This is a genomic window from Isoptericola hypogeus (assembly GCF_039531145.1).
Lineage (GTDB): Bacteria > Actinomycetota > Actinomycetes > Actinomycetales > Cellulomonadaceae > Isoptericola > Isoptericola hypogeus.
In genome coordinates this window covers 18,114-34,959 of sequence record NZ_BAAAPM010000001.1, presented here as the reverse complement: position 1 = coordinate 34,959, position 16,846 = coordinate 18,114, and the positions used below count along the sequence as shown (strand labels likewise).

Annotated in this window: 12 protein-coding genes; 3 read left to right on the top strand and 9 right to left on the bottom strand. The window is 75.4% G+C overall.

The window, feature by feature from the left end; genetic code table 11:
* Position 1 precedes the first annotated feature (1 nt).
* Positions 2 to 2,320, top strand: a complete 2,319-nt coding sequence (locus ABD254_RS00145) for a CHAT domain-containing WD40 repeat protein (protein ID WP_344244428.1) — start codon at positions 2 to 4, stop codon at positions 2,318 to 2,320.
* A gap of 59 nt (positions 2,321 to 2,379) precedes the next feature.
* On the opposite strand, the gene ABD254_RS00140 is transcribed toward ABD254_RS00145, so the two are convergent.
* The gene (locus ABD254_RS00140) at positions 2,380 to 3,324 is read right to left on the bottom strand and encodes an NAD(P)-dependent oxidoreductase (protein WP_344244426.1); all 945 of its coding nucleotides are present in this window, start codon (positions 3,322 to 3,324) and stop codon (positions 2,380 to 2,382) included.
* A gap of 49 nt (positions 3,325 to 3,373) precedes the next feature.
* On the opposite strand from ABD254_RS00140, the gene ABD254_RS00135 reads away from it, so the two are divergent.
* Positions 3,374 to 4,987 (top strand): phytoene desaturase family protein, encoded by a 1,614-nt coding sequence (locus ABD254_RS00135; RefSeq protein ID WP_344244425.1) that lies wholly within the window; start codon positions 3,374 to 3,376, stop codon positions 4,985 to 4,987.
* Positions 4,988 to 4,999: 12 nt separating this feature from the next.
* Here ABD254_RS00135 and ABD254_RS00130 read toward each other — a convergent pair whose 3' ends face one another.
* From ABD254_RS00130 to ABD254_RS00095, 8 genes are all read right to left on the bottom strand, one after another.
* Complete coding sequence (locus ABD254_RS00130) at positions 5,000 to 5,812, bottom strand: ABC transporter permease (protein WP_344244423.1); 813 nt, start codon at positions 5,810 to 5,812, stop codon at positions 5,000 to 5,002.
* Positions 5,809 to 6,726: an ABC transporter ATP-binding protein gene (locus tag ABD254_RS00125; RefSeq protein ID WP_344244421.1), complete on the bottom strand. Its 918-nt coding sequence runs from the start codon at positions 6,724 to 6,726 to the stop codon at positions 5,809 to 5,811. The genes ABD254_RS00130 and ABD254_RS00125 overlap by 4 nt, the downstream gene beginning before the upstream one ends.
* Before the next feature lie 118 nt (positions 6,727 to 6,844).
* On the bottom strand, positions 6,845 to 7,699 hold the full coding sequence (locus ABD254_RS00120) for an ABC transporter permease (RefSeq protein WP_344244420.1): 855 nt from the start codon (positions 7,697 to 7,699) through the stop codon (positions 6,845 to 6,847).
* Positions 7,696 to 8,610 (bottom strand): ABC transporter ATP-binding protein, encoded by a 915-nt coding sequence (locus tag ABD254_RS00115; protein WP_344244418.1) that lies wholly within the window; start codon positions 8,608 to 8,610, stop codon positions 7,696 to 7,698. The genes ABD254_RS00120 and ABD254_RS00115 overlap by 4 nt, the downstream gene beginning before the upstream one ends.
* Before the next feature lie 69 nt (positions 8,611 to 8,679).
* Complete coding sequence (cydC, locus tag ABD254_RS00110; protein WP_344244416.1) at positions 8,680 to 10,437, bottom strand: thiol reductant ABC exporter subunit CydC; 1,758 nt, start codon at positions 10,435 to 10,437, stop codon at positions 8,680 to 8,682.
* Complete coding sequence (gene cydD, locus ABD254_RS00105; protein WP_344244414.1) at positions 10,434 to 12,185, bottom strand: thiol reductant ABC exporter subunit CydD; 1,752 nt, start codon at positions 12,183 to 12,185, stop codon at positions 10,434 to 10,436. Before cydD ends, cydC begins: the two co-directional genes overlap by 4 nt.
* Before the next feature lie 50 nt (positions 12,186 to 12,235).
* The gene (gene cydB / locus ABD254_RS00100) at positions 12,236 to 13,285 is read right to left on the bottom strand and encodes a cytochrome d ubiquinol oxidase subunit II (RefSeq protein ID WP_344244412.1); all 1,050 of its coding nucleotides are present in this window, start codon (positions 13,283 to 13,285) and stop codon (positions 12,236 to 12,238) included.
* 28 nt (positions 13,286 to 13,313) lie between these two features.
* The gene (locus ABD254_RS00095) at positions 13,314 to 14,813 is read right to left on the bottom strand and encodes a cytochrome ubiquinol oxidase subunit I (RefSeq protein ID WP_344244410.1); all 1,500 of its coding nucleotides are present in this window, start codon (positions 14,811 to 14,813) and stop codon (positions 13,314 to 13,316) included.
* Positions 14,814 to 15,293: 480 nt separating this feature from the next.
* Here ABD254_RS00095 and ABD254_RS00090 point away from each other — a divergent pair.
* Positions 15,294 to 16,846, top strand: a 1,553-nt coding sequence (locus ABD254_RS00090) for a DNA polymerase III subunit gamma/tau domain-containing protein (protein ID WP_486326995.1), incomplete at its 3' end; no start/stop codon positions are given.

Below are 16,846 nucleotides of genomic sequence, written 5' to 3'. Positions count from 1 at the left end.
CGTGCTGCGCTCGCGAAGCTATCTGGACTTCGACCTCCTGGTCGAGGGGGACCTGGAGCGCGGCTACCAGGCGCGCGTGCTGCGAGCGCCGTCGGGGGAGACGTCGGCGGTCCCCGTGTCGCCCCCGTTCTCGAGCGCCGAGCTCGAGCGCTTCTTCCACCGGATCGGCCGGCGCAGCGCCGTCCGCCACACCCGCACCGACGAGGACCGCGCGGTGCAGAAGTTCGGTGCCGACCTCTTCGACGCCGTCTTCCACGACGCCCTGCACCTGGCGCTGGTCCAGAGCCGCGACCAGGCCGAGGCCCAGGGGTGCGGGCTCCGGTTGCGGCTGCGGCTGACCGACTGCCCGGAGCTCGCCGAGCTCCCGTGGGAGTTCCTCTACGACCGGGAGAGCGCCGCCTACCTGGCGCTGTCGGAGTGGACTCCGGTCATCCGGTACCTGCACCTTCGGGGCAGCATCAAACCCCTGCTGGTCCACCCGCCGCTCCGCGTGCTCGTGATGATCTCGAGCCCGAACGACGAGGACGTCCTGGACGTCGAGGACGAGTGGGCGCGGATGCGGGAGGCTCTCGGCGAGCTCGAGGGCGCGGGCAAGGTGGTCGTCGAGCTGCTGCCGGGCGGGCGGATGTCCGACCTGCAGAAGGCGCTGCGTCGAGGCGAGTACCACGTCTTCCACTTCATCGGCCACGGGGCCTACGACGAGCGCGACGGCGACGGGTACCTGATCGTCGAGGGTCCGGACGGCCGGGGCGTCCACGTCCGCGGCTCGGAGTTCGGCGAGATGCTCCACGACCACCGGACGCTGCGCCTGTGCGTGCTGAACGCCTGCGAGGGTGCGCGGGGCGGACGGGAGGACCCGTACGGCGGCACCGCTCAGAGCCTGGTCCGCCGCGGCATCCCCGCGGTGGTGGCGATGCAGGCCGACATCACGGACAGGGCGGCCATCGTGTTCTCCCACGGGTTGTACGAGGCGATCGCCGACGGCTACCCGCTGGACGCCGCCGTGGGCGACGCCCGCAAGGCCGTGCGCCACGATCAGAACGCCGTGGAGTGGGGCACGCCGGTGCTGTACCTGCGTGCTCCGGACGGCCAGATCTTCGACGTCGACACGGAGTCCGACATCGAGGTGGCCGGCTCGGCAGGTGCTGTCGCGGCGGATGTCGGCCCGAAGACCGACGGCGCCAGGAACGTGCCCGCCCGGGAGGGCGTTGCGGCGGCACTGCTGCCGGAGGTCGACGATCCCAGGGCCGCAACGGCGCGGGACCAGGGGGACAGCAGGGGAGACCCGGCTGAGCGGCAAGGCGACGTGCCTGCCGTTCCGGGACCGGCGGCAGCAGTGAGACCTGTCGGTCGGACCGGCTCGGCGCCGACACCGCGGCCTGCCGGACCCGCGACGAAGGGACGGAAGAAGGGACATGGCCAGGCGGAGGCGGTGATCGTGCGGCCGACGGCGCTGCGCCGCTGGGACGTGGGGCAGTGGGTGACGGACCTGGCGGTCGGCGCGAACGGGCGCCTGCTCGCGACCGGGTCGCGAAAGCGCGTCCGGATGTGGTCGGTCGCCAGTCAGGAGCTCCTCTGGACTCGCGTCGTCTGCGGTTTCTTCAACGACGTCTCCGGCGTCGCGTTCAGCCCCGACGGGCGGTGGCTCCTCGTCGGGTGCGACGACGGGACCTGCCACAAGCTCGCCGTGCGGACGGGCGAACCGGCCGCCGCGTTCAGCCCGCGCAAGGAGGGGCCGATCCGTGCCGTGGCCTACGGCCCGCAGGGCGACCGGGCGGTGGTGGCCGGGACCGGCCGGCCCGTGCAGGTCCTGTTCGCCCGGTCGGGGAAGATCCGCCGGGCGATCGAGTCCGTCGGTGTCGAGTCGGTGGTGTTCACGCCCGGGGGCGAGCATGTCTTCGGTGGTCGGCCAGGCGGCACCGCAGTGCTGTGGGACGCGGAGACCGGGAACGAGGTGTTCGCGGTGCGCCACAAGAGTGGTTCCGTGTGCGGAGTCGCGGCGTCCCGCGACGGTCGGTGGCTGGCGAGCGCCGGGAGCGACGGGACGGCACAGGTCTGGGATGCGACCTCGGGGAGTCGGCATCTGTGTTTCGACGGCGTCGCGAGGACAGTGGCCTTCAGCCACGACTGCCGATGGCTGGCCACGGGCGGCGAGGACGGCACGGTGTGCCTGTGGGACCTGACGACCGGGAAGCAGCGGCTGGAGGCATCGCACGACTACGCGGTGAGGGGCGTGGCGTTCGGTCCCGACGGGCGCTGGCTCGCGTCCGGGAGCGTCGACAAGACCGTCCGGTTCTGGCCCCTGGACGAGCTCGGCTGAGCGGAACGCTCTGCTCAGTGAGGGGCGCCGGCGAACGGCGTGGCTACGGCGGGACGCTACTACCGGCGCACGACGTTGCGCAGCCCGGCCGCGCCGTCGGACAGCCACGCCCGCAGCTGCTCGGCGACGAACGCCGCCGCGCCCTGCGGGCGCCCACCGGCGACGTGCGGGGTGAGGATCAGGTGCGGCGCGTCCCAGAGCGGGGACTGTGCCGGCAGCGGCTCCGTCTCGGTGACGTCCAGGGCCGCGCCCGCGATCGTCCCGTCCTGCAGCGCGGCGACCAGGGCCGCCTCGTCGACGGTCGCGCCGCGGCCGGCGTTGACGAACCGGGCGTGGTCGGGCAGCAGGCCGAGCACGCGCGCGTCCAGCGCGTGCCGGGTCGCGTCGGTGGCAGGCAGCAGCGAGATCAGCACGTCCGTCGTCGGCAGGATCTCGTCGACGGCCGACGACGCGACCACCGGGAACCCGTACCGCTCGCCCGCCGACGACGCGACCCCCGTCACCCGGGCGCCGAGCGCAGCCAGCAGCGGCGCGAGCACGGCGGCGATCGACCCGAAGCCCCAGACCGTCACCCGCGCGCCGTGCAGCGTGAAGCGCGCCTCGTCGTTCGCCTGCTCGCGGCCCAGGTCGCGGTCCCAGCGGTGCTCGGCCTGCGCCCCGAGGGTGCGGTCGAGGCGGCGCACCGACGCGAGCACCAGCGCCAGCGTGTGCTCGGCGACGGTGGCGTCGTGCAGCGACCGGCCGGACGAGATCACCACGTCCGGCGCGAACCCCGCCGCGAGCGCCTGGTCGGGGCCGGCGTTGAGCGTCTGCACCCAGCGCAGCCCGGTCATCCGGCGTGCGGCGTCCTCCAGCACCCGCTGGGGGCTGGACCAGGTGACGAGCGCGTCGGCGTCCGTGTGCTCCTCGGGCACCAGGTCGCGCATGACGTAGTGCGCCACCTCCACCCCGGGGACGTCGATCGTCAGGTCGAACGGCACGTTGCCGGGCACGAGGATCTTCACGTCCCGGGACGCTACCAGCGGGCCCGGCGCCCGGGGCAGGATGGGCCGCATGTCGACGACGCCATCGCCCGCTGCCCGCTACGACGCCGTGGTGGTGGGGGCAGGGCACAACGGGCTCACCGCCGCCGCGTACCTGGCCCGGGCCGGGCGCAGCGTCCTCGTGCTCGAGCGCCTGGACCACGTGGGCGGCGCCGCCGTCTCGGCGCCGGTGTTCGACGGCGTCGACGCGCGCCTGTCGCGCTACTCCTACCTGGTCTCGCTGATGCCGCGCCGGGTGGTCGACGAGCTGGCGCTGCCCGTGCGGCTGGTCCGGAGGCGGTACGCCTCGTACACGCCGGTCGGGGACGGCGGGCTGCTCGTCGACACGGGCGACGACGCGGCCACGCGGGCGTCGTTCGCGGCGATCGGGGCGCCGCCGTCGGACCACGACGCGTGGCGCCGGTTCGGCGCGTCGACCGGCCGTCTCGCGCGGCGGCTCTTCCCGACGGTGACCGAGCCGCTGCTGCCCCCCGCCGGGGCCCGCGCCCTCGTCGACGACGACGAGACCTGGCGCGCGCTGGTCGAGCGCCCGCTCGGCGAGACGCTCCGTGCGACGTTCGCCGACGACGTCGTGCGCGGCGTGGTCGCGACGGACGCGCTCATCGGCACCTTCGCCGACCTGGACGACGCGAGTCTCGTGCAGAACCGCTGCTTCCTCTACCACGTGATCGGGGGCGGCACGGGGGACTGGGACGTGCCGGTCGGCGGCATGGGCGCCGTCACAGCGGCGCTTCGCGACGCGGCGCTCGCGGCCGGCGCGACGATCGTCACGGGCGCCGAGGTGACCGCCGTCGACCCCGGCACCGCCGGGGGCGACGCCGAGGTCGCCTGGACCGACGACGGCGGGCGCGCCGGCGCCGCACGGGCCGGCGCCGTGCTGTCCGGGGCCGCCCCGGCGACGCTCGACCGACTGCTGGCCGCGGGCGGCGCCGCGCCCTCGGGCCGGGCGACCGCAGCGCGCCCCGAGGGAGCTCAGCTCAAGGTCAACATGCTGCTGCGTCGCCTCCCGCGGCTGCGCGACGGCGTCGACCCGGCGGCGGCGTTCAGCGGCACGTTCCACGTCAACGAGTCGTTCGAGCAGCTCCGGGCCGCGCACGCGCAGGCGGCCGCGGGACGGGTCCCCGACGTGCCGCCGTGCGAGATCTACTGCCACTCGCTGACGGACCGGTCCATCCTGGGCCCGGGCCTCAGGGAGTCCGGCGCTCAGACCCTCACGCTCTTCGGCCTGCACATGCCCGCGCGGCTGTTCCGCGACGACCCCGAGCGCTCGCGGTCCGAAGCCCTGCGGGCGACCCTCGGGTCCCTCGACGCCGTGCTGGCCGAGCCGATCGCGGACGTGCTGCTCGCGGACGCCGACGGGCGGCCCTGCCTGGAGGCGCGCACCCCCGTGGACCTCGAGGGCGACGTCGGCCTGCCGGGCGGGCACATCTTCCACCGCGACCTGTCGTGGCCGTGGGCCGCGGACGACGACGAGGACGCCGCGGGGCTGGACCGGCCGGGCACGTGGGGCGTCGAGACCGTGCACCCGCGGGTCCTGGTCGCGGGCGCCGGCGCGCGGCGCGGCGGGGGAGTCAGCGGCATCCCCGGCCGCGCCGCGGCGATGGCGGTGCTCGGCGCCGCCTGAGGCGCGGGCGCGTCAGCGGATCTCGACCTGCAGCAGCCGGCGCATGCCGAGGACGAGCGGGATCACGAGCCACAGCACCGTCGTCGTGCCGAGCTGCGCCCAGGCCTCGGCGGACATCGAGCCGGACTGCAGCCCGTACTGGGCGTAGGTGAGGTCCACCCAGGGCGCGGCGTCGCGGAACCACTCCTGCGCGCTGGCCAGGGCGCTGGAGAGCCCGGGGATCACCAGGGCGAACACGAAGTACCCGACCAGGGCGGCGGGGCTGCTGCGCAGGACGACGGCGAGCGTGAACGCGGCCGCCATCCCGATCGTCTGGAACAGGGAGAGGAACAGGTGCTCGTCCAGCGTCACGTCCCAGACCGGGTCGATCCCCACGATCGCGGCGCCGACGACGTTCCCGGCGGCGGAGGCGGCGAAGCTGAGCGCCATCGCGGCCAGCACGACCCCGGTCGCGCAGACGGCTTTCGCACCGATCACGCGGCCGCGGCGGGGCACCAGCGCGAACGTGGTCAGCGCGCCGCGCTGGCTCCACTCGCCGGTCACCGAGAGGAGGCCCACCATCGGGACCAGGAGCGACCACGGGTAGCCCAGGGTGTTGACGAACATCGAGTACGTGATCTGGTCGGTCGGCTGGAACGCGATCACCATGGGCACCGCGGCGAGCGCGACGATGCCGATGCTGGCCAGGAGCCAGAAGCTCGACCGCGTGTCGAACATCTTGCGGGCCTCGACGCCGACCAGCCGACCGAAGGGCACCGGCGCCGACGCGCGCGCCGGGCGGCTCGAGCGGGTCAGGACGGGGGCGGTGGCAGAGGTGGCGGTCATGCTGCGACTCCGGTCGTGGCGGGCGCGACGTCGTCGCGCGCGGTGGCGGCGGTGAGCTCGAGGAACATCTTCTCCAGGCCGGCGCCGTCGGCGGCGCGCAGCTCGGTGACGGCGACGCCGGCGGCGAACAGCACGCGTCCGGCCGTGGCGAGGTCGGCGTCCGTGAGCACGGCGCCGTCCGCCGGCACGACCTCGTGGCCGGCGCTGGCGAGGGCAGCGGTGAGCGCGCCGGCGTCGTCCGCGCGCACCAGCGTCCCGGCGCCGGCCAGGAGCTCGTCCTTCGTGCCCCGGGCGACGACGCGCCCGGAGCCGATGACCACGATGTCGTCGGCGATCATCTCGATCTCGGCGAGCAGGTGGCTGGACAGCAGCACCGTGCCGCCGTCGTCGGCGAAGGAGCGCAGCAGGTCGCGCATCCAGCGGATGCCCGCGGGGTCGAGGCCGTTGGCGGGCTCGTCGAGGACGAGGACGCGGGGGCCGCCGAGCAGCGCGGTGGCGAGGCCGAGACGCTGGCGCATGCCGAGGGAGTAGTCGCGCACGCGCCGCCGCGACTCGGCCCGGGTGAGGCCGACGCGCTCGAGCAGCTCGTCCACCCGGCCGGCGGGCAGGCCCATGGTGCGCTGGGCCAGCACGAGCGTCTCGCGGCCGGTGCGCCCGCCGTGCTGCGCGGACGCGTCGAGGAGCACGCCGATCTCCAGCCCGGGGTTGGGCAGGTCGGCGTACCGCGTGCCGAGCACGGTCGTGGAGCCCGACGTCGCTGTGCCGAGCCCGGTGAGGATCCGCAGGGTGGTGGACTTCCCTGCTCCGTTCGGGCCCAGGAAGCCAGTGACGCGGCCCGGCGCGGCCGTGAACGAGACGTCGTCGACGGCGATGACGTCTCCGTAGCGCTTCGTGAGTCCCGAGATCGTGATCATGGCCCCGACGCTAGGTCGGCCGGGGCGCCCCCCGGATCGGGCATCGCCCCGGTTCCGACCCTGAACGACCGTCCGGGGACACCCCGGGGCGCCGGACCCGCCGCCCCGGCGACGACGACTAGCGGATCTCGACCCGTACGAGCCGGCGCAGCCCGACCGCGAGCGGCACGCCGACCCACAGCAGCGCCGCGGTGCCGAGCTGCGCCCACTCCTCGCCGGAGACGGACGGCGCGCTGAGCACCAGCATCGTGCTCGACAGGTCGAGCCAGGCAGAGTGCTCGCTGTACCAGTCGGAGACCGCCGCGACGATGCCCGACAGCATGGGCAGCACCAGCACGAACGTGAGGTACGCGACGAGTGCGGGGGCCGACGCGCGGATGAGCACGGCCCACGCGAACCCGACGGCCACGGCGACGACGTTCAGGAGGGCGAGGCGCAGCGCCAGGTCGAGCGGCAGGTCCCAGCGTGCGTCGAGCCCGCGGAACGCGGCGGCGGCCACGGCACCCAGCGCGCTCGCGCCGAGCTGGACGGCCGAAGCGGCCACGGCCACGAGCAGCGCCGCCGCGGCCTTCGCGCCGACGACCCGCCCGCGCCGGGGCACGAGCGCGAACGTGGTCAGCGCGCTGCGCTGGGTCCACTCGCTCGTGACCGCGAGGACCGCGACCATCGGCAGCACGAGCAGCATCGGGAAGCTGATGGTGCTCGCGAACGACTGCATGTCGAGCTCGTCCTCGTTGCCCCAGAGCGCGAACACGCCGACGACGAGGCAGGCGATCAGAGCGATGCTCGCCAGCAGCCACGCGCCGGCGCGGGTGTCCAGGGTCTTGCGCAGCTCCACGTCGAGCAGGCGGTGGAACGGGACGGGGCGGATCGTGACGTCGGCGGTGTCCCTCCTGGCGCGCGCCGATACGCCCCGGCTGCCGGCCGTACCCCCGGAAGTGTCCCCGGCCGTCGTCGGCGTGGTGGCGGTCATGCTGCGGCTCCCTGCGTCGGCGCGGTCTCGCGCTGGGTGGAGGCGGTGAGCTCCAGGAACATGTCCTCCAGGCCTCCGCCGTCGGCGGTGCGTAGCTCGGTGACGGCCAGTCCCGCGGCGAACGCCGCTCGGCCGACGGCGGCCAGGTCGCCGTCGGTGCGCACGGCACCGTCCGCCGTCGCCGCCGCGTCCAGCCCGGCCGCGCGCAGGGCGGCGGCGAGCGCGCCGGCATCGTCGGCCCGGACGAGAGTCTCCCCGCCGGAGAGCAGCCCGGTGGTGGTGCCGGAGGCCACGATGCGGCCCCCGCCGATCATGACGATGTCGTCGGCGATCATCTCGATCTCGGCGAGGAGGTGGCTGGACAGCAGCACCGTGCCGCCGTCGTCGGCGAAGGTGCGCAGCAGGTCGCGCATCCAGCGGATGCCGGCGGGGTCCAGGCCGTTGGCGGGCTCGTCGAGGACGAGGACGCGGGGGTCGCCGAGCAGTGCGGTGGCGAGGCCGAGGCGCTGGCGCATGCCGAGGGAGTAGTCGCGCACGCGCCGGCGCGACTCCGCGCGGGTGAGGCCGACCAGCTCCAGCACCTCGTCCACGCGGGCACCCGGCAGGCCGAGGGTCCGCTGTCCGAGCACGAGCGTCTCGCGGCCGGTGCGCCCGCCGTGCTGCGCGGACGCGTCGAGGAGCACGCCGATCTCCAGCCCGGGGTTGGGCAGGTCGACGTACCGCCGGCCGAGGACGGTCGCCGAGCCCGACGTCGGGCCGGCGAGGCCGACGACGATACGGAGCGTCGTCGACTTGCCCGCGCCGTTGGGGCCGAGGAAGCCGGTGACGCGGCCCGGTTCGGCGCGGAAGGAGACGTCGTCGACGGCGGTGACGTCTCCGTATCGCTTCGTCAGCGCGTCGATGATGATCATGGTCGACGACGGTAGGTGCGCTCCGGTGACGCCCGCGTCATCCCTCGGGTGGACCTCCCCTCCGGCCGGTCATCCCACGGGTGGGGTCGCCGCCTCACGCTCCTGTGCCGCGGCCCACGCGTAGCCGGCGTCGTCGCGCAGCAGCGCGTCGTGCGGCCCGCGCGCGACGACGCGGGCCGGCCCGCCGTCGTCCGCCCCCAGCAGCAGCACCTCGTCGGCGACGGCCAGCGCGGTCAGCCGGTGCGACGCGAGCACGACGGCGCGGCCGGTGTCGCGCGCGTGCTCCGCGAGGGTCGCGACCAGGGCGTCGGCGGTGGCGGCGTCGAGGTGCTCGGCGGGCTCGTCGACCAGCAGCACCCGGGCGGGGGCGAGGAGGGCGCGGGCGACGAGGAGGCGCCGTCGCTCGCCGCCGGAGACGTTCGCGCCGTCGGGACCGAGCACGGTGCCGAGCCCGTCCGGCAGCGCGTCGAGCCAGGCGTCGAGGCCGACGGCCGCGAGCCCGGCGCGCGCCTCGTCCTCGGCGACGTCGGCGCGGGCCACGCGCAGGTTCTCCAGCACCGTGGTGCCGAAGAGATGGCCGTCCTCGGCGACGAAGAGGGCGTCGCCGACGTGCCCGACGGCGCCCGAGACCGGCGGCAGCAGCGCGGCGCCGGTGAGCAGCAGCGTCGTCTTGCCGACGCCGGACGGCCCGGCGAGCGCGACGACCGAGCCGGGGCGCAGCTCGAGGTCGACGCCCGTCACGACGGCGCGGTCCGCCCAGCCCGCCGCCACGCCGTCGAGCCGCAGGAGCGGCGTGGCCGGCGCACCGTCGACGGGAGCGGTGCCCAGGCTGGGTGCCGGTGGCTCGTCGGGCAGCAGCGCGACGAGGCGCCGGGCGGCCTCGCGGGACCTGCGCAGCTGGACCGCGGCGGCTGGCAGGGTGGACGTGGCCTCGAAGACCGCGAGCGGGGTGAGCACGACGACGGCGAGCTCGACGGGGGCGAGCGTCCCCGCCGCGACCGCCGGGATGCCGAGCAGCAGGGAGCACAGCACGGCCAGGGTCTGTGCGCCGGCGTCGATCGCGGCCGACGTGCCCGAGATCCGGGCCCCGTCATCCGTGGAGCGCGTCAGCCGGGCGTCGGCGTCGCGAAGGCCCGCCAGCCGCTCGTCGAGCCGGCCCGACACCCGCAGCTGCTGACCGTCCTCGAGCAGCTCGAGCGCGCGCGACGTCACCTCGGCGCGCGCGGCGGCGCCCCGACGCTCCACCGACGCGGCCGAGCGGGACGCGAGCCACGGCGCCAGCACGCCCGTGAGCAGCAGGCAGCCGAGCAGGGCGAGCCCGGCGGCGGGCAGGAACGCGCCGACCAGCACGACCGAGCCGAGCCCGACGCACGCGGCCACCCCGGCGGGGATCAGCGCCCGCACGACGACGTCCCCCACGGCGTCGACGTCCGCCCCGACGCGGGCCAGCAGGTCGCCCCGGCGCAGGGCGATCACGCGGGTCACGGGGCCGCGGGCGAGCGCGTCGTAGAGGTTCGCGCGCAGCGCCGCCATCCCGCGCAGCGCCACGTCGTGCGAGGCCAGCCGCTCGAGGTAGCGCAGCACGCCGCGCCCGGTGCCGAACGCGCGCACCGCCACCACCGCCACCGAGAGCTGCAGGACGGGCGGCATCTGGGAGGCGCGGGCGATGAGCCACGCGGCCGTGGCCGACAGCCCCACGGAGAACCCGAGCGCCAGCGTGCCCAGCAGCACCGCCCGCGCGACCCGCGCCCAGCGCACCTCCAGCAGCGGCAGCACCCGGCGCAGCGGGTCGCGGCCCGCCCTCGTGGCCGTCGTCTGCCCGCTCACGGCGCCGCCACCTCCCGTGCCTCGACGTCCACGACCTGGTCGGCCAGCGCGAGCAGGGACGCGCGGTGCGCGACGACGACGACCGTACGGCCTGCGTCGCGCCAGGCCCGCACGGTGTCGAGCACGACCTGTTCCCCGCGGGCGTCCAGGTGGGCGGTCGGCTCGTCGAGCAGCACCAGGGGCGGGGGCGCGTCGCCGCCGAGCAGCGCGGCGGTCAGCGCCACCCGCTGCCGCTGCCCGACGCTCAGCCCGGTGCCGCCCAGCCCGACGGGCGTGTCCCAGCCGTCCGGGAGGCCGGCGACGACGGCGTCGAGCCCGGTGGTATGTCCGGCCATGGTCAGGGCGTCGTCGGGGACGGCCCGACCGTCGGTGACCACGTCGCGCAGCGGGCCCGGCGCCAGCGACGGGCGCTGCGGGACCCACGTGACCTGGCGCCACCAGTCGGCGGGAGCGACGTCGGCGAGGTCCACGGCGCCGCCGCCCGCACGGACGTCGGCCGGTTCCACCAGCACCCGCCCGGCGTCGGGTCGCAGCAGGCCCAGCAGCACGAGCGCGGTCGTGGACTTGCCCGACCCGCTCGGGCCGCGCAGCGCGACGACGCGCCCGCCGCCGGGGCGGCCGCTGCCGAGGACGATGCGGGCGTCGAGCCCGGCGGGGGCGAGGACGCCGCGGTCTCCGGCCCGCACGCTGACGCCGTCCAGCACGAGGGCGCCGCCCGCGAGCGCGGGCACCGGGACCGTCCCGGCGTCCGGCAGCGGCCGCTCGAGCACGGCGAAGGCCCGGTCGGCGGCGGCCAGGCCGTCGGTCGAGGCGTGGAACTCGGCGCCGACGCGGCGCAGCGGCAGGTAGACCTCCGGGGCGAGGACGAGCACGATGATCGCGGGGACCAGCGCGATCATCCCCTCCACCAGCCGCAGGCCCACACCCACCGCGACGATCGCGACCGACAGCGTGGTGAGCAGCTCGAGGACCATCCCCGACAGGAACGCGACCCGCAGCGTGCCCATCGTGGCCCGTCGCGCGGAGTCGCCGAGGGCCCGCACCCGGGCGCCGGGCCCGATCTCGCGCCCGAACGCGCGCAGCGTCGGCAGCCCGGCCAGCAGGTCGAGCACCTGGGCACCGAGCCGGGAGATGGTGCGCAGCCGCCGCTCGGAGGTGCCCGCCGTCATGACCCCGACGAGCCACATGAACAGCGGCACCAGCGGCAGCGTCACGACGCAGATCACCGCGGACACCCAGTCCAGGCCGGCCACGACGAGCACGAGCGTCGGCGTGAGGATCGCGGTGAGCAGGAGCTGGGGCAGGTAGCGCACCAGGTACGGCTGCAGGTCGTCGAGGCCGCGCGTCGCGAGCGTCGCCGCCGCGGCGCCGCCGATCGCGCCGTCGCGCGCCGAGCCGTCGTCCGCCGCGCCGCGCGGGCCGAGGGCCACCGCGTGGGCGACGACCTGCTCGCGCAGCTCGGCCACGACGCGCGCCGCGGCGCGCTGGGCGTAACGCTCTTGCGCCCACGCGACACCGGCGCGCACGACCAGCGCGGCGACCAGGACGGCGAGCCACGGGGCGACGTCGGCCAGGGCGAGCGCCGTCTCGGCGCTGCCGGCCGTGACGGCCGGCCCCAGGGCATGGCCGATCGCGAAGGCCTGGACGACGACGGCGACGGCGGCGGCGACGCCGAGCCCGGCGGTGAGCACGACGTACCGCCGGGCGGCCTGGGCGCGGCGCAGCAGCCGGGGGTCGAGGGGCTTCACGGGACCAGTGTCGCGGGTCGCGGGCGGGAGGCGGGCCGGGGTCCGAGCGCTCAGAACGCCGCGTCCTTGATCTTCTGCCAGCTCAGCCCGACGGGCGCGGGGATGTCCTTGGTGGACAGCCGACGGCGGAAGACCCAGTAGGTCCAGGCCTGGTAGGCGATCACGAGCGGGGTGAGGACCACCGCGACCCACGACATCACCGTGAGCGTGTACGGCGTGGAGGCGGCCTCCGCGACCGTGAGGGGCACGCCGCCGTCGATCGCCGGGATGACGTCGGGGTACATGGAGCCGAAGATCAGCACCACGGCGCTCGCGATGGCGACCGCCGACAGCGTGAAGGCGACGCCCTCGCGGCGAGCCCGGGTGGCGACGACGACGCCGATGAGCGCGAGGGCCGCGACGGCGACCGCCGCCCAGGTCCAGGGCACGGAGAACGCGACCTGCGCCCAGATCGCCCACCCGCCGGCGACGACCAGCGCGACGACGGCGAGCCCGGCGGCGAGCCGGCAGGCCCGCTGCCGGATGTCGCCGTCGGTCTTCAGCGCGACGAAGACGCTGCCGTGCAGGAGGAAGAGGACGAGCGTCGTGAGGCCGCCGAGCAGCGCGAACGGGTTGAGCAGCGCCCAGAAGCCGCCCACGTACTGGAAGTCGGCGTCGAGCAGCAGGCCGCGCACGAGGTTGCCGAACGCGATGCCCCACATGATCGCCGGGATCCACGACCCGGCCTGGATCGCGAGGTCGCACCGGCGCGCCCACCGGGGGTCGTTGATCTTGCCGCGGTACTCGAACGCCACGCCGCGGGCGACGAGCCCGACGAGGATGATCAGCAGCGGCAGGTAGAAGCCCGAGAACATCGTCGCGTACCACTCGGGGAACGCCGCGAAGGTGGCGCCGCCGGCGGTGAGCAGCCACACCTCGTTGCCGTCCCACACCGGCCCGATCGTGTTGACGAGCACCCGGCGCTCGGTCTCCTTCTGCTCCCTGCCGCCGTGCGGCAGGATCGACAGCAGCATGCCGACGCCGAAGTCGAAGCCCTCGAGCACGAGGTAGCCGGTCCACAGGACGGCGATGATGACGAACCACAGGATGGCGAGGTCCACGGCGGGTCTCCGGTCTCGTTCTCGGTGCTCAGTAGGCGAAGGACAGGGGGCGGTCGGCGTCGTCGGGGTCCTGGGACTCGGGCGACTCGTCGCGCACCGCGACCGGCGCGCCCTCGATCGTGTAGCGGTGCATGAGCCGGTACCAGATCACCCCGAGCACGGCGTAGATGACCGTGAGGACGATCATCGACGTGAGGATCACCCCCGGTGGCACGGCGGTGGACACGCCCCGCTCCGTCAGCAGCCGCACCTGGTCGATGCCCGTCGGGTTGGGCGCCACGACCCACGGCTGGCGACCGACCTCGGTGAAGATCCACCCGAACGAGCAGGCGGCGAACGGCATGGGGATGGCGAGGATTCCGAGTCGGGAGAGCCACAGGTTGTCGCTCACCCGGCCCTTGCGCGTGAACCAGAAGGCGGCGAGCGCCAGCGCCACCGAGAACGCCGCGAACCCGATCATCAGCCGGAACGACCAGTAGGCGACGGCCAGGGGCGGCGTGTAGGTGACGGGCTCCCCGGCCTCGGTGGTGTCCCCGAAGCGGGCGGTGTAGTCCTCTTGGACGTCGTAGACGCCGGGCAGGAACGACTCCTCGCCGGTGAAGTGTCCGGTGCCGAGGTAGCTGGCGAGGTACGGGACGGTGAGGATGTGCCGCACGCCCTCGCAGCCCTCGTTGAGGTTGCCGATCGACAGGATGGAGAAGGCGGCCGCCTCCTCGCCCTCGCAGAGCGCCTCGGCGGACGCCATCTTCCCGGGCTGCTGCTGGAACATGAGCTTGCCCTGCACGTCGCCCGACCAGATCACCACGAGGCCCGAGACGATCATCACCCAGGCGCCGAGGCGGACCGCGGGGCGGTAGACGGTGCGCGCCGTCTCGGCGTCCTCCGGCTTCTTCGTCCGGGCGAGCCGCACCATCCACCACGCCGCGATCCCGCACACGAAGGTGCCGGCGGTGAGGAACGCGGCGCTGATGGTGTGCGGGAACGCCGCCCACAGGGTGTTGTTCGTCAGGACGGCCCCGATGGACTCCATCTCGGCGCGCCCCGTCTCGGGGTTGTAGATCGTGCCGACGGGGTGCTGCATCCAGGAGTTGGCCGCGAGGATGAAGAACGCGGAGAGGTTGGTGGCCAGCGCGAACAGCCAGATGGCCGCGAGGTGGACCTTCTTGGACACCCGGTCCCAGCCGAAGATCCACAGGCCGAGGAAGACCGACTCCACGAAGAACGCGGCGAGCGCCTCCATGGCCAGCGGGGCGCCGAAGACGTCGCCGACGAACCGCGAGTACTCGCTCCACGCCATCCCGAACTGGAACTCCTGCCAGATGCCGGTGACGACGCCCAGCGCGAAGTTGATGAGCAGCAGCTTCCCGAAGAACTTGGTGAGCCGCAGCCAGCGCTCCTTCTTGGTGACCACCCAGGCCGTCTGCATCCCGGCGACGAGCGGAGCGAGCCCGATCGTCAACGGGACGAAGATGAAGTGGTAGACGGTGGTGATGGCGAATTGCCAACGGGCGAGTGCGAGGGCGTCCACGGGGTCTCCTGGGGGTCTCAGGCGCTGCCGGCCCGGTACGACGACGGTCGTACCGGCCCGTCCACTCCGAAGGTAGGACCGATGCTCCGCGGGCGCACGACCAGGGACGTCGCCCGAGGGAAGAGCGCTCGTGAAGATGTTCACGATCTTGCTCGTGAATTCCTTCACGAGTCAAACCGGGCCCGACGGCGGCGTGTCGCGAGCGGGGGAGGGCGCGGCCGTGCCTGCGGGGTGCGATACTGGACGAGGCCGCCGGGCCACATCCCCGGGCGGCCACGAGCTCGCAGCACTCGCGATCCGCACGCGATGCCGCGGCCGGGCAGCAAGGTTCCCGACCGCAGGCGTCCGCGAAGAGCGCCGGTGCCGCAGCCGCGACCGAGACTTCCGTCCGGCCGGTGCGCTGAGCAGCGCCGCCGTCCGACGACGACCAGCCGGCTGCCCGCAGGTGTGGCGCGGGTCGCCGGGGCAGGAGCGCCTTACGTGACGTCCGACACTCCCACCGGGGACCAGACCCGCACCGACCAGGCTGCGGGCGAGACCGCCGAGGCGCCGCGCCGCAGGCCGGCCCGCCGGCGTGCCACCCGGCCCGCGGCGGCACCCGTCGCACCTCCGACCGCGACGCCCGCCGAGGGCGGGCTCTCCGACATCGTGCTCCCCGAGCGCGCCGCCGATGCGCCGGAGGCTCCCGCGCCCCAGGCGGGGGACGTCGCCCCGCGCTCGCTCGCCGACATCGTGCTCCCGCAGGGCCCCGCCGGTGCGGCGGACGGAGCCGCCGAGCCGGAGAAGCCCGCTCGCGGGCGACGCCGCGCTACCCGCCCGGTCTCGACGCCGGCCGAGCAGCCGGCCGAGGCCGTCGCGGCGGAGCCCGCCGCCGGGGCCGACCAGGCCGACGCCGGCGCGGAGCCCGCCGAGGGGAAGGAGACCGCCGGCACGGCGACGAAGGGCGCCGCGCGGTCCAAGCGCGCCGCCACCTCGAAGACCAAGGCCGCGACGAAGTCCAGGCGCGCGGCGAAGGCCGACACCGCTGAGCCCGACGCAGCCGTCGAGCCGGATGCCGCCGCCCAGGCCGGCACCGACACGGCCGGCACCGACACGGCCGGCACCGACACGGCCGGCACCGACACGGCCAGCCCTGCCGGCCCGGTCGAGCCGGCGGGGGCGACTGACGACGCTGCGCCGGCAGCTGCGAAGACCCGCCGCGGCGCGAAGGCGGCGGGATCGAAGTCCACAGGCGCGAAGTCCACGGACGCGAAGGCGGCCGGAACGAAGTCCACCGGCGCGAAGACGGCTGGCGGGACGGCCGCGCGACGCACCCGGGCCAAGGCCCAGGAGCCTGAGGCCGCCACCGAGCCGGCCGCGACGGCACCCACGGCCGACGCCCCCTCGTCTCCCGCGGCCCGGACGGGCGGGTCGACGACCCCCCGCCTCGCCACCACGGCCATGCTCTTCCAGGCGCCCGACCTGTCCACGCCGCGCCGGTCCCGTCGAGCGCAGGCCCCCGCCGGGCCGCCGCGCCCGCACGAGGAGCAGCCGTCGTTCTCCCGCGCCCGGGCCGTGGCTGCCGCGACCCCGGAGGTCAGCCCCGAGGCGCCCGTCGAGCCCGCCGTCGAGCGGGCACCCGCCGTCGAGCAGGCACCCGCCACGACTTCACGCCCGGCGCGCAAGCGCGCCACGCGCCGCTCGGGTTCGCCGGCCGCGCCGGCGCCGGACGTCGTCGAGACCACCGCCGTCGCCGCGCCCCCGGCAGACCAGGCCGCGGGCGCCGACTCCCGCGCGAGCGACTCCCGCGCCAGCGACTCCCGCGCCGCTGCGACGCGTGCCGCCGCCGCTCGGGACGCCGCAGCGGCGCTCCTGGACGTCGAGCTCAGCGGCGACGACGCGGCCGCGGCCGAGGAGATCGGCGTCATCGAGTCCGAGCTTGCCGCCGAGGGCATCGAGCTCGTCGACCTCGGACCCGAGGACCTGGTCGAGGACGACGGCGCCGAGGACGACATCCGTCCGCGCCGCCGCCGGCGCCGGGGCGGCCGCGGCCG

Bases quoted from the DNA above. Each gene is read 5' to 3' on its own strand.
- ABD254_RS00135 (WP_344244425.1), top strand. From the start codon at position 3,374: ATGTCGACGACGCCATCGCCCGCTGCCCGCTACGACGCCGTGGTGGTG.
- ABD254_RS00130 (WP_344244423.1), bottom strand. From the start codon at position 5,812: ATGACCGCCACCTCTGCCACCGCCCCCGTCCTGACCCGCTCGAGCCGC.
- ABD254_RS00125 (WP_344244421.1), bottom strand. From the start codon at position 6,726: ATGATCACGATCTCGGGACTCACGAAGCGCTACGGAGACGTCATCGCC.
- ABD254_RS00120 (WP_344244420.1), bottom strand. From the start codon at position 7,699: ATGACCGCCACCACGCCGACGACGGCCGGGGACACTTCCGGGGGTACG.
- ABD254_RS00115 (WP_344244418.1), bottom strand. From the start codon at position 8,610: ATGATCATCATCGACGCGCTGACGAAGCGATACGGAGACGTCACCGCC.